This is a genomic window from Agrobacterium sp. LY4 (assembly GCF_001526585.1).
Taxonomy (GTDB): Bacteria; Pseudomonadota; Alphaproteobacteria; order Rhizobiales; family Rhizobiaceae; genus Agrobacterium; species Agrobacterium leguminum.
Genome location: NZ_ASYA01000043.1, coordinates 176,461 through 189,673 on the forward strand (window position 1 = coordinate 176,461; position 13,213 = coordinate 189,673).

Consider the following 13,213-nt stretch of genomic DNA (forward strand, 5'->3'; position numbering starts at 1 on the left):
GAGGGAGCTGTCTTGCGGGTTCTGCTTGTTGAAGACGATCATGTGCTGGGCGAAGCGCTGCGGGACCATGTCGCGGCGGCGGGTCATGCTGTCGACTGGTTCAAGACGCTCGGCGACGCCATGGCGGCGACGCTGACGATGGGTTACGGCCTCATCCTGCTCGACATGCGCCTGCCGGATGGCGAGGGCATCACCCTTCTGCAAAGCCTGCGCCAGCGCGACGACGCGACGCCGGTGATCATTCTGACGGCCCATGACCAGGTCTCCGACCGGATCGCCGGGCTGAACGCCGGTGCGGACGATTATCTCGTCAAACCTTTCGATCTCAACGAGCTTTCGGCCCGCATGCTGGCGGTCTCGCGCCGTTACGAAGGACGTTCCGCTCCCGTCATCCGCCTGCCCGGCATCGAGATCAACCAGGTGGCGCGCAATATCACGGTCGATGGAACGGCGCAGACGCTGAGCGCCCGGGAATGGGCCGTGCTGGAAAAACTCGTCGAACATCCCGGCGCGGTCGTCTCGAAAGCACAATTGCACGACACGCTTTATGAATTCGGCGCGGAAATAGAAAGCAACACGGTCGAGGTCTATATCAGCCGGCTGCGCAAGAAAATCGGCCATGACCGCGTCGAGACCGTGCGCGGCGTCGGCTACACCATCCGATAGTCAGAATTACAAGCAGGCAGAAATGGCCAGACCGACCAGCATGACCCGCAAGCTCGTGACGGCGCTGACCAGCGTTGTCGCCATATCCTGGCTTCTCGCCTGCGGGCTGGGCGTCATGGTGATGCAGGACGAATTCGCCGAGATTTTCGACGCCGGCGTTGAGGAAACCGCCGAAAGACTGCTGCCGCTATTGGTGGACGACCTCAGGGAAAACAACACCGCGCCTGCCGCGCAAAAGCTCAACCAGACGTCGGAACGGGCGGAATATCTGACCTATCAGGTGCGCGACCGGGAAGGACAGGTGGTGCTGCATTCGCATGACAGCTCGACGGAGCCTTTCGAGGTTTCGCTCGAACCCGGTTTTTCCGAAACCGCAACCCAGCGCATCTTTACGGTTGCGACACCGGACGGAAACTATTTCCTGCAGGTTGCCGATGCCTTCGCCAATCGCCGCGAGGCAATCGAAGAGGCGGGCACCGCGCTGCTGCTTCCCGTTCTCATCCTCATTCCCGCCAGCATTTTCGCCGTCATTGTCGTGGTGCGCAGAACGCTGCGACCGATACAGACCCTGCGCGACGACATCGGCAAAAAGGACGGCGGCAATCTCGCGCCGCTGCCGACGCAACCCTTTCCGGGCGAACTCCATCCCATTGCCCGTTCGGTCAATCTGCTGCTCGGACGATTGCGATCGGCAATCGAGGCGGAACGGGAATTCACCGCTAACAGCGCCCACGAATTGCGCACGCCGATTGCCGGCGCGCTGGCGCAGGCGCAGCGGCTGCATGCCGACATTCCGCCGGAGCTTGCACCGCGTGTGGAAAACATCGAAAAATCCCTGCAGCATCTCGCCCACCTGGCCGAAAAACTGCTTCAGATGTCGCGCGCGGAAGCGAGGATCGGGGTCACCGACACGGCAAACGATCTCATTCCCGTTCTCGAACTGGTTATCGATGACATGATGAGAACGGCCATCGGTTCATCCCGCATCCGCTTCACCAATCGCTGTGAAGGCGGCCTGTCCTGCAGGATCGGCGCGGATGCCTTCGGCATCATCGTCCGTAACCTCCTCGAAAACGCGCTGATCCACAGCCCGGCGGAAAGCCCGGTGCAGGTCGTCGCCGAAGCGGACGGCACGATCCGCATCGTCAATTCCGGGGCGACAATCGACGCGGCGCTTCTACCCAAGCTGACGACGCGTTTTACCAGGGGCCAGACCACGGCGGACGGAACCGGGCTCGGCCTTGCCATCGTCAAGAGCCTGGTGGAGCAGGCTGGCGGAGAGCTGGTGCTTTCCTCGCCGGCGCCGGGCCGGCAGGACGGTTTTGAGGCCCGCATCGTCCTTCCCGCCGAAACCGCCTGAATGCCGAAAGAAAAAGCCCCGTCGGAAGGACGGGGCTTTTGCCGGTCTGGATGGCGGTCGCTCAATCCTCGTGGATATGGCTGTGATCCCGCGTATCGCGCATCTTCACATAAACCACCAGCGACAGGGCGATCATGATCGTCACATACCAGAAGAACCAGTTTTCGTGGCCGATCTGCTTGAACTTCAGGGCCACGAATTCCGCCGTTCCGCCGAATATGGTGTTCGCCAGCGCATAGGGCAGAGCCACGCCAAGCGCGCGGATATGGGCGGGGAACATTTCCGCCTTCACCACCGCATTGATGGAGGTATAGCCGGTAACGATCAACAGGCCGACCAGCACGAGAGCGAAAGCCATGATGGGATCGGTCGTCGTCGCAAGCGTGCTGAAGATCGCATAGGTGAACAGCGTTCCGAGAATACCGAAGCCGACCATCAGCGGCTTGCGGCCGATCCTGTCGGACAGCGCGCCGGCAATCGGCTGGCACAGCATGAAGACGAAGAGCGCCGCCGTGGTGATTTCCGTGGCGCTTTCCTTGCTGAAGCCGGAGGTGTTGACGAGGAATTTCTGCAGATAGGTCGTATAGGCATAAAAGGCGAGCGTGCCGCCGGAGGTGAGCGCCATGACCATCAGCGCTTCCCTTGGATAGTGCTTGAACAGCGCCCATCCGCTGGACTTCGGCTTGTCGGCAGCGCCGGTCTTGGCATTTTCGAAGGACTGCGTCTCGACAAGGCCACGGCGGATATAAAACACCGCAATCGCCAGAAGGCCGCCAATGAAGAAGGGAATGCGCCAGCCCCAGGAGCCGAGCTGTTCCGGCGTCAGAACCCGCTGCAGCACCAGAAGCACCGCCAACGCCAGAAGCTGACCGGAAATAAGCGTCACATATTGGAAGCTGGAGAAGAAACCGCGGCGGTTCTTGCCGGCCATTTCGCTGAGATAGGTTGCGCTGGCGCCATATTCACCGCCGACGCTGATGCCCTGCAGAAGCCTTGCGAAAACCAGAATGGCCGGCGCGGCAATGCCGATCGCCTCATGGCCGGGCGTAATCGCGATCAGCAGCGAACCGAGACACATCAGCGTGACGGACAAGGTGAGACCGGCCTTGCGGCCCTTGCGGTCGGCATAGGTGCCCATGAACCAGGCCCCGATGGGCCGCATCAGAAATCCGACGGCGAAAACGGCGGCTGCACTCAGGAGCTCGGCGGTCTGGTTTCCGGAAGGGAAAAACACCGGCGCGAAATAAAGGGTGAAGGCCGAATAGACGTACCAATCGTACCATTCGACGAGGTTGCCCGCCGATCCGCCGATAATGGATTTCAAACGGGTTTTCTGGTCCGGCGCGGTGGCGGGACCATTTGCCATAATATTCACGGGTAAACTCCAATTCATCTTCGTCTGGAGATGGAAGGGCGAACGGAAGGTGTGATAATTTGTCGCTCTCGGTGGGGGTATATACCCGTCATGTTGCGGTGCGCAAGTTTATACCGCACCGCGATATTGCCGAAAAACCAGCCATGGCGGCTGAAGCCCTGCCGATTCCCGGCCTTCCGCCACCCTTTTTTCAGCGGATTTTCGGGTGGAAACCTCAAAAGTAAAACCGCCCGACTGTGATCCGCCTTGTAAGCCGCCCGCGCTTAAACTAAAAAATATCAATGATTTACGATATATCGGACGTCCAGATCGAAAAGCTTCTCATTGCCGCCGCCCGTGCCGGAGAGGCGCTGGCGCGGCTGGACGAGCGGATCGACCGGTCACCGATGAAACACGGCTTCATCGAAAGACAGGATTTCACCGATGCGATTTCCTCCATGTGGGTGGATGGCGAGCTCGTCCACATGGAAGATCTGGTGCTGCATGACGCGCATATGGATGTGCGCGCACCAACCCATGAAATGACGGCGGCGCACCGGATTCTCCGCTCGAGACGGCTGATCTTTTCCAATGCCCCCGGCTGGGCGTTTACCGCGCCAGGCCTTTCAAGGCTACGCGGCAGGGCGGCACTTGCCGAAGAGCCAGCGCCTCCCAGACAAGCGCTCGACCACTCCCGCGATGAAGACACCGACACGGAGGAAGAAACATCGCTGGATGGCGCTTTTTCCGAGTTGGACGCGCTTCTGGCGCGAAGCGCCGCAACGCTCGATGCGATCACCACCGGCAGCGCGCTTCCGCCAATGCACAGGGAGGAAAGCCATGCGATCATCAACGAACCCGACTGGGACGAGGATGAGCGGCTGAAAGAATGGTGGGACGTCCATGCGCGGACGGAGGAACTGCCGACGATTCTTCGCACCGCCATCCTTCTCGACGCGTGGAACATGATCGAGGTGCTGCAACGCAGCCCCTGGCTCGGCCGGCTTCTGGCCTCCGCCTTTCTGCGCGACGGCGCCGTCACGCCAGATCACCTGCCGGCCCTCAGCGCCGGTCTTCGCGCGGTCCCACGGGAGCGCCGGCACGCTCGAAACCAGACGCAGCGCGTTCTCGCACTTCTCGACAGCTTTTACGAAGCGGCGCAGGCCGGCATGAAGGAACATGACCGGCTGGCCCATGCGCGAGAACGCATGATGCGCAAGCTGGCAGGCCGGCGTTCCTCCTCGCGCCTGCCCGAACTCGTGGAGCTTGTCGTCTCCCGACCGGTGGTTTCGGCGGCGATGATCGTCAAGGAACTCGGCACCACGCCGCAGGGCGCGATCGGGCTCGCCAACCAGCTGGAACTGCGGGAAGTGACGGGTCGCGGCCGGTTTCGCGCCTGGGGCATGCTGTAGCAAAAGCCGCCACCGCCCCTCGCAAGAGCCCCGAAAAACGGCGGTATCTCGGCCTTTTTCCGGCAGAGGCGTGCCGCAGGAATGCAGCGATCACGAATCTTAACAAAATTTAACTATTGCGTAGGTCGATGAAGCCGCTATGTTCCTCGCTGCGTTGCAGCACCGATTTTCTTCTCCGGCAACGCGGTCGCATTCGGCCCCGGCAACTTTTTTTTGCCGCCCGCATTTAAGTGTCCATTCTGAGGGAGATGCAATAATGACAATTTCAATCTCACAACCCGATTCCGATCACGAAACCGATGCTCCTTTTGCCAAAAAGGTTCTCACCGCGCGCAATCTCGCCGGATATACGGTCGAACAGCTTGCCGTGACCTGCGGCCTGACGACCAGCGAAATACGCGCGCTCGAAGACGGCACGGACAGCGATCCGCTGCGCATCAGACGCGTTGCCGCAGCACTTCATATTCCTGTCGAAACCGTTATCTGATCCGCCTTAGCGATCATCAAAAATCTCAGCGCCGCCGGGGACGATGTTCCAGGGAACATCCGGGCGGCGCGCGTGGCCCGATGCCGCCAGTCCCTTCCGGAACATTTTCCGCGCCCCTCTCTTAACATTTTCGTTATCCGGCACCACATGGGGTTCACGAGCGACCATGTTCGGCCGAGTGCGACATGTGCCCCGCTTGTGCGAGAGCAGCAACAACCTCCGGAATCCTGCCATGACACTAAGTCTCGACACCGAAGAACGGGTTTCTTCAGCATTGGATGAATTGTGGCCAGCGGAAAAGACGGAAATTCTCGACTGGCTGATCACCGGCACCAAGGACGAACGCTTTATCGACGAGATATTCGTCGAGCTCTGCAACAGGCTGCGGGCGAGCGGGATTTCCGTGGCGCGGGGCGTGCTCGCTTTCCGCATTCGCCATCCGCAATGGCTTGGCGCGCGCATTCTGTGGAAAGCCGGCCTGTCCTCCGCCGAGATCGCCACCTATGGCTATGGGTCTGAAAATACGCCCGAATATCTGAACAGCCCCATCAACGACATTCATCAGGGCGCCACCGAAGTTCGTCACCGGCTGAACGGAGAGGACATCGATGAGCCCGGCTATACGATCTACGAAGACCTGCGGGCCGAGGGGCTGACGGATTATTGCGCCTGGCCGATCAAGCACACCTTCGGCAAGCGCCACGTCGCCACCTTCTCCAGCGACCGTCCCGGCGGTTTTTCCGACAGCGAAATCCTCGCCTTGAAAAACCTGCTTCCGGCGCTCGCGCTCGTCAGCGAAATACGCCTGAAAAACCGCATGACGCGCACCCTTCTGGAGACCTATGTGGGGCCGCATGCCGGCGAAAAAATCCTCAACGGCGCTACCACGCGCGGCAGCGGCATGACGGTGGGTGCGGCGATCCTGATCTGCGACCTGCGCAATTTCACCCATATTTCCGACCTTTGGCCGCGTGACGATGTCATCGAGCTTCTGAACGGTTATTTCGACGCCATGTGCGATCCCATCGAGGAATTCGGCGGCGAAATCCTGAAATTCATGGGCGACGGGCTGCTGGCGATTTTCCCGCTCAGCGACCCGCAGGCCTGCGAAAACCTGCTGAAAGCCATCGCCAGTGCGCAGAAGAGCCTCGTTGCGCTGAATGAAATCAATTGCCGCAAGGGCCACGATCCCCTGGGTTACGGCATCGGCGTGCATGTCGGCGATGTCATGTATGGCAATATCGGCTCGAAAACCCGCCTCGATTTCACCGTCATCGGCCCCGCCGTCAATATCGCGTCACGGCTGGAAACGCTGACCAAGGAGACCGGGCGCAATGTGCTTTTCTCCGAAGAATTCGTGCGCATGGCCGGATATCAGGGAAAGCTGGAAAATCTCGGTCCATGGCTGCTGCGCGGCCTTGAAACCCCGGTCGAGGTATATGCCCTGCCCCACAATGCGGCCCTGACAGCTTCGGCCGATTGATTATCGCGAAGGGCTTTAACGACACCGGCCATCCGCGCCGCATGACCTTCCCGAAGGAGTGATTTCGGCCGTCTGGATCATCGTCAAAACGCTTGACACGTCTGCGATGTCGATCTAGCAAAATGGAACATATATTCCATATCGAAACATTGCTTGCATTCATATTCTGTCTTTCCGGGAGTGAGGGACGGGTGTGAGAAACCGGAGGAAAGATGGTTACGAAATTGGCACTGCTCGGCGCTGGACGGATCGGCAAGGTCCACGCCAAGGCGATCACCACCGACAGCCGTGCGCAGTTGGTGGCCGTTGTGGACGCCATGGCCGGTGCTGCGGAAGCAATCGCCCGCGAGGCGCAGTGCAAGGTCAGCACGATCGATGAGGTTCTGGCCGACAAGACGATCGACGCCGTCATCATCTGCACCCCGACCAACACCCATGCCGACCTGATCGAGCGTTTCGCCCGCGCCGGCAAGGCGATCTTCTGCGAAAAGCCCGTCGATCTCGATGTCGCCCGCGCGGAAGCCTGCGCCAAGGTGGTCGAGGAAACCGGTGCGAAAGTGATGCTCGGTTTCAACCGCCGTTTCGACCCGCATTTCCAGGCCGTTCACAAGGCAATCGACGATGGCCGCATCGGCAAGGTGGAAATGGTGACCATCACCAGCCGCGACCCCGGCCCGCCGCCGGCCGAATATATCAAGGTCTCCGGCGGCATTTTCCGCGACATGACCATTCATGATTTCGATATGGCCCGTTTCCTGCTCGGCGAGGAAGTGGAGAGCGTATTCGCCACCGGTTCCGTTCTCGTCAATCCGGAAATCGGCGCGCTGGGTGACTTCGACAGCGCCAGCATCATCCTGACGACGAAAAGCGGCAGGCAGGCGATCATTTCGAATTCACGCCGCGCGACCTATGGTTACGACCAGCGCATCGAAGTGCACGGTTCGCTCGGTTCGGCAGCGGCCGAAAACCAGCGTCCGGTTTCCATCGAAATCGCCAATGCGGATGGCTACACCCGCCCGCCGCTGCATGATTTCTTCATGACGCGTTACACGGCCGCCTATGCCGCGGAAATCACCGCCTTCATCGACAGCATCGAAAACAATGTCGCGCCGTCGCCTTCCATCAAGGACGGTCTGATCGCGCTGAAACTGGCCGACGCCGCGCTGAAATCCGCGACCTCGAAGACGGCCGTGAAGATCGGCTGAAGTTAAGCGCGACGCTGAGCGTCTTGCTGAACCTTCTGTCCGCCGCGCAATCGTTGACGGCGGACAGCCCTGCCTGTCCCAAAGCCCTCGGCAACGGGCCAATATCATCAAGGCTTTACGTCGACTCGAAGCGCGTCGCACCTTTCAGATTCCACAAGTCGCGCCTCTAAGATTCCATAATAGGTCGGCACACCCCACCGCCCTCATTCCTGTGCTTGTCACAGGAATCCAGCCGACGCGTGTCTGCGCGGCGAGAAAAACTCCTTTCAGCCCAAGGACTTGGGCTGGCTGGATCCCTGTGACAGGCACAGGGATGAGGAGAGAATGCAGCAAAAGCATGTACCAGCAATCGCCCCTTTAAAAGGCAGCTTCCACACTTGCATGGCAGCTATTCGGAAAATAAGGTTGTCTGACAAGGTACGGCCGTAACATATGGCTGTTACCCACCTCATTCACCCCGAATACTCTTTTGCCGGCGGCAGTCGGATAGCGGTTTTTTCATGCCATCACCCAGGACCGGCTTTCTTTATGCGCTTGTCGCTTTCACGATCTTTGCGGCGCAGGATGGCATATCGAAACATCTGGGCAGCGCCTATCCGCCGGTTTTTATCGCCATGCTGCGATACTGGGCCTTTGCCGTCTTCGTTCTTTTGATGGCCGCAAGGTCTGCGGGCGGCATTCGGGGCGCCGTCATGGCCAATCGTCCCTGGCTGCAGATCGGCCGCGGCGTGCTTCTCGCCGTACAGATCGTTATTTCGATCTTCTCCTTCGCCGTCGTCGGGCTGGCGCACAGCCATTCCATCCTTGCCTCCGCACCGCTGATCGTTGCGGCGCTGTCCATGCCTTTGCTGGGAGAACATGTGGGCTGGCGGCGCTGGAGCGCCATTTTTGTCGGCTTCATCGGCGTTCTCGTCATCCTCAAGCCGGAGGGCGACGGTTTCGATAACCGGCTGATGATCACCTTCGTGGCCACCTTCATGCTGGCGCTCTATAGCGTCCTGACCCGCCTCGGCAGCAAAAGCGATTCGGCGATGACAAGCTTCTTCTACACCGGCGTGGCCGGTGCGGCGGCCCTGACGCTGGTCGGTCCGTTTTATTGGGTCAGCATCGAGCCGCAGGATTGGGGCTGGATGCTGGCGCTGTGCATTACCGGCATGAGCGGCCATTATTGTCTGATAAAGGCGTTCGAACTGGCGGATGCAGCCTCCGTGCAGCCCTTTTCCTATTATCAGCTGGTGCTCGTCTCCATCATCGGCGTCACCGTCTATGGCGAGGTGGTGACGTCCAACATGGTCATCGGTGCAGCGATCGTCATTGCCGCCGGCCTCTTCACCATCTGGCGCGAACATGTGGTTGCCCGCAAGAACCGCCGGGAGACGAAATAGGCAGCCGGCGCTGGAAAGACCCTAGACGAGCGCCGCCTCACACCGCAGCAGCATCCCGAACAAGTCACGCGGCTCATCCGGGTCGGCCAGCAGATCGAGCTCCGTATAAAGCCCGGTGGATGGCAGCTTCGAGCGCACGTAACGCAGTGCCGAAAAATCTTCCGTCGCGAAGCCGACGCTGTCGAACAGCGTGATCTGTCGATCACTTGCCCGCCCCTGCTTTTCACCGGTTATGACCTGCCAAAGCTCGGTGACGGGATAATCCGCCGGCAATTGCTGGATTTCACCTTCAATGCGCGTCTGCGGCGGATATTCGACGAAAATATCGGATCGAAGCAGAATATCCCGGTGCAACTCCGTCTTGCCGGGACAATCGCCGCCGACGGCGTTGATGTGAATGCCGGGACCGACCATGTTGTCGGTCAGGATCGTCGCATATTGCTTGTCGGCAGTAACGGTGGTGATGATATCCGCGCCTTCGACCGCCTCCTGCGCACTATCGCAAATCTTGATGGCAAAACCCTGCCCGGCGAGATTGCGGGCGCATTTTTCGCTGGCGGACGGGTCGATGTCGAATAGCCGCAGCGTGTCTATGCCAAGAATCGCCTTGAAGGCGCGCGCCTGGAATTCGCTCTGGGCGCCATTGCCGATGATGGCCATGGAGCGGGAATTCTTGCGGGCGAGATATTTCGCGGCGACGGCAGAGGTGGCGGCGGTGCGCAGCGCCGTCAGGATGGTCATCTCGGTCAGAAGCAGCGGATAACCGTTGCCGACATCGGAAAGCACGCCGAAAGCCGTCACCGTCTGGCGGCCTTCCCTCATGTTCTTCGGGTGGCCGTTGACATATTTGAAGCCGTAAAGCGTGCCATCGCTGGTCGGCATCAGTTCAATGACGCCTTCCTTCGAATGCGAGGCGATGCGCGGCGTCTTGTCGAAGCTTTCCCAGCGGCGGAAATCCTCCTCCACCGCATCGGCAAGCTCGCGCAGGAACGTATCGATGCCCACGCGCAGCACGAGTTTCATCATGTGATCGACGCTGACGAAGGGCACGATATTGAGGTTCGGTATCACGGTCATCGCATCACCCCTTTCAGCCGGCCCGTGTCGGGCGGTCCATAACCCGCTTGCCCATCAGGCTGGCGGCGAGATCCACCATCAGCGTCGCGGTTCTGCCGCGCTCGTCGAGAAACGGGTTGAGCTCCACCAGATCGAGACTGCAGACCAGCCCGCTATCATGCAACATTTCCATGACCAGATGCGCCTCGCGGAACGTCGCGCCGCCCGGAACCGTGGTGCCGACGGCCGGCGCGATGGACGGTTCGAGAAAATCGACATCGAGGCTGACATGCAAAAGCCCGTTTGCCGCCTGAACCCGCGCCAGAAACGCCCGCAGCAGAACGGCGACGCCATGCTCGTCGATCGAGCGCATGTCGTGCACGGTGATGCCGCTCTTTTCCAGTGCGGCCCTCTCCGCCGGATCCACACTGCGGATGCCGATCATGCCGATATTGTCTTCCGGAACCGCATGGGAAAGCGGCGGGAAATAACCGGCAAATCCCTCACGACCACTGAAATAGGCGACCGGCGTGCCGTGCAGATTGCCGCTGCGCGTCGTCTCAAGCGTATGATAATCGGTATGGGCATCGAGCCAGAGCACGAAAAACGGCCGGCCGGTCTCGGCCACCCGGCGCGCCATGCCGGCGACCGTCCCAGCGGAAATCGCATGGTCGCCGCCGAGAAAGATCGGCACGGCATCCGCGCTTTCACGATAGGCAGCCTCCGTCAGCGCCTCGGTCCAGGCCACGGTTTCAGACAGATGGTGCACGGCGGGATTGGGATGGTTAAATTCGCGGAAGGTCGCCGGCGTCACATTGCCGGTATCGACAACGCGATGCCCCAGTTCTTCAAGGGCATGAGCAAGCCCCGCGACGCGATAGGCGCTCGGCCCCATTTCGCATCCCAATTGCCCGGCCCCGATCTGCAGCGGCGCACCGATCAACCTGATTTCCATTCCCGTCCTCGCTTTCCTGCCAACAAGCCCAGTTCACCACAGTGATCTGGCGAAATGAACATCAAATATTGGCAATATTATCGAAATAAGCTATCGATCTGGTAAAATTGATTTATCGAATTGGTCATCATGGATAATCTCGACGAACGGCTCATCACCCTTTTGCGACACAATGGCAGGCGCAGCATTTCCGATCTCGCAATCGAGACGGAAACCTCGCGCGCCACGGTGCGCTCACGCATCGAAAGAATGGAGAATGACGGCACCATCATCGGTTACACCGTCATTTTGCGCGCTGATGCGGTGGAGGCCGCGATCCGCGGCATCATGATGATCGAGATTGAAGGCCATGTGACGGACCGCGTCATCCGCACCCTTGGCGGTTTTCCGGAAATCTCCGAAATCCACAGCACCAACGGCCGCTGGGATCTCATTGTGGAACTCAACGCCGCCACGCTCAGCGATTTCGACGCGGTATTGCGCCGCATCCGCCTGGTGCCCGGCATCACCGGCAGCGAGACCAGCCTTTTGCTCTCCACCCCGCGCTCCACCCGGGCACGGCTCTGAACCGGGGAGCAAAACGCAAAACAGGGATAAAACGCATTTTTCGATTTTTTCGACTTGCGCCCCGGAATAAATCATCTATATGACGACCCACCAAAGCGAACGCGCCACGCGCTTTAAAGCTTTTGGGGAATAGTTCAATGGTAGAACAGCGGACTCTGACTCCGTCGATCTTGGTTCGAATCCAGGTTCCCCAGCCAAATTTCTCCAAATGAAATCAGCTTCTTGAGTTTTGAATATTGTACGGCATCGGGACGTCCCGTGCCCGGCATCGTTCACCCACGATAAACGATCGCTCCACCCGTCATACCAGCGCCGGCGGCCGTCAAAAGCAGGGTTTCGCCTTCCGCGAGAGGCCTTTCGGCATTGGTGACGGAGAGCGAAAGCGGAATGGTGGCGGCGGAGGAATTGCCGAAGCTTTCTATGGTGCGCACTGTCTTTTGCCTGTCAATGCCGAGATTGCCGCAGACGGCGTCGAACATGCGGGCATTGGCCTGATGGGGCACGAAACGGTCGATATCGGCTGCCGTCATTCCGGCTTGATGCAGCACCCTTTGCGAGGTCTCGGTCATCAGCGTCACGGCACGGGAGAAGACTTCGCGGCCGTCACGCATCGTCATCAGCGCCTCCTCGGCGGATGTCTCGGCTGAGAAGGGCTGGCTGCTGCCTCCTGCCGCTATCTGGATCAGATCGTAACCGCCGCCATCCGCAACGAGATCGGCCGACAAAAGCCCGCGCTGCGCCTCGCGGCAGGGCTTGAGTACGACGGCGCCGGCGGCATCGGCGAACAGGACCGCGCTTGCCCTTTCCGCCGGATTGATACGACGGCTCAATATATTGGCGGCAACGATGAGGACGGCGCGGCCGTGGGTGCGGACAAAGCCATCCGCAAGGGTGAGCGCATAAAGAAAGCCGGAACAGGCCCCGGCGAGATCGATCGCACCGGATCGGGCGAGGCCCAGCCTGTGGGCGAGCAGCGGCGCCGAGGGCGGCAGAAGGTGATCCGGCGTGGAAGTCGCAAGCAGCGTCAGCGCGATCTCGTCGGAGTCGATTTCCGCATCTTCCAGCGCCATGCGGCCGGCTCTCACCGCAAGGCCACTCAGAGTGTCACCCTCTTGCGCCCAATAGCGCGTGCGGATGCCGGTGCGCCGCTCGATCCAGCCGGCTTCCAGCCCGAGGCTGTTCTCTATCTCGGCATTGTCGACGCATCGTGACGGAACGGCATGACCAAAACCGGCCATGCGGGAAGAACGGGTCTGCATTGTCAGGACTTTCGGAGACGGTTC

At 60.2% G+C, this 13,213-nt stretch carries 12 protein-coding genes and 1 tRNA gene; 9 read left to right on the plus strand and 4 right to left on the minus strand.

The window, feature by feature from the left end:
- The first annotated feature begins 12 nt into the window (after positions 1 to 12).
- Entirely contained in the window at positions 13 to 666 is a 654-nt protein-coding gene (locus L904_RS22810) for a response regulator transcription factor (protein ID WP_020010073.1), read from the plus strand.
- Between the two features lie 22 nt (positions 667 to 688).
- Positions 689 to 2,026, plus strand: coding sequence for a HAMP domain-containing sensor histidine kinase (locus L904_RS22815; RefSeq protein ID WP_020809220.1), 1,338 nt, complete (start codon positions 689 to 691; stop codon positions 2,024 to 2,026).
- A gap of 61 nt (positions 2,027 to 2,087) precedes the next feature.
- Here L904_RS22815 and L904_RS22820 read toward each other — a convergent pair whose 3' ends face one another.
- Positions 2,088 to 3,392, minus strand: a complete 1,305-nt coding sequence (locus tag L904_RS22820; protein WP_020809219.1) for an MFS transporter — start codon at positions 3,390 to 3,392, stop codon at positions 2,088 to 2,090.
- A gap of 290 nt (positions 3,393 to 3,682) precedes the next feature.
- Between L904_RS22820 and L904_RS22825 the strand changes: the two genes are divergently transcribed.
- From L904_RS22825 to L904_RS22845, 5 genes are all read left to right on the plus strand, one after another.
- Positions 3,683 to 4,792 carry an RHE_PE00001 family protein gene (locus tag L904_RS22825; protein ID WP_020809218.1) on the plus strand — a complete coding sequence of 370 codons (1,110 nt, stop codon included), beginning with the start codon at positions 3,683 to 3,685 and terminating at the stop codon, positions 4,790 to 4,792.
- Positions 4,793 to 5,048: 256 nt separating this feature from the next.
- Positions 5,049 to 5,279: a helix-turn-helix domain-containing protein gene (locus tag L904_RS22830; protein ID WP_003522093.1), complete on the plus strand. Its 231-nt coding sequence runs from the start codon at positions 5,049 to 5,051 to the stop codon at positions 5,277 to 5,279.
- A 232-nt stretch (positions 5,280 to 5,511) separates the two neighbouring features.
- Complete coding sequence (locus L904_RS22835) at positions 5,512 to 6,762, plus strand: adenylate/guanylate cyclase domain-containing protein (protein WP_035264547.1); 1,251 nt, start codon at positions 5,512 to 5,514, stop codon at positions 6,760 to 6,762.
- 212 nt (positions 6,763 to 6,974) lie between these two features.
- Positions 6,975 to 7,967, plus strand: coding sequence for an inositol 2-dehydrogenase (iolG, locus tag L904_RS22840; protein ID WP_003522091.1), 993 nt, complete (start codon positions 6,975 to 6,977; stop codon positions 7,965 to 7,967).
- A gap of 500 nt (positions 7,968 to 8,467) precedes the next feature.
- A complete protein-coding gene (locus L904_RS22845) occupies positions 8,468 to 9,352 on the plus strand; it encodes a DMT family transporter (protein ID WP_035264546.1) in 885 nt (294 codons plus the stop codon).
- A gap of 21 nt (positions 9,353 to 9,373) precedes the next feature.
- On the opposite strand, the gene L904_RS22850 is transcribed toward L904_RS22845, so the two are convergent.
- Positions 9,374 to 10,429, minus strand: a complete 1,056-nt coding sequence (locus L904_RS22850) for an ornithine cyclodeaminase (RefSeq protein ID WP_035264544.1) — start codon at positions 10,427 to 10,429, stop codon at positions 9,374 to 9,376.
- Between the two features lie 13 nt (positions 10,430 to 10,442).
- The gene (gene rocF / locus L904_RS22855) at positions 10,443 to 11,363 is read right to left on the minus strand and encodes an arginase (protein WP_035264543.1); all 921 of its coding nucleotides are present in this window, start codon (positions 11,361 to 11,363) and stop codon (positions 10,443 to 10,445) included.
- A gap of 129 nt (positions 11,364 to 11,492) precedes the next feature.
- On the opposite strand from rocF, the gene L904_RS22860 reads away from it, so the two are divergent.
- On the plus strand, positions 11,493 to 11,930 hold the full coding sequence (locus tag L904_RS22860; RefSeq protein WP_003508428.1) for an Lrp/AsnC family transcriptional regulator: 438 nt from the start codon (positions 11,493 to 11,495) through the stop codon (positions 11,928 to 11,930).
- Between the two features lie 123 nt (positions 11,931 to 12,053).
- Positions 12,054 to 12,127: transfer RNA gene (locus L904_RS22865), tRNA-Gln, on the plus strand.
- 75 nt (positions 12,128 to 12,202) lie between these two features.
- Here L904_RS22865 and L904_RS22870 read toward each other — a convergent pair.
- The gene (locus tag L904_RS22870) at positions 12,203 to 13,189 is read right to left on the minus strand and encodes a beta-ketoacyl-ACP synthase III (protein WP_035264541.1); all 987 of its coding nucleotides are present in this window, start codon (positions 13,187 to 13,189) and stop codon (positions 12,203 to 12,205) included.
- Positions 13,190 to 13,213: the final 24 nt, after the last annotated feature.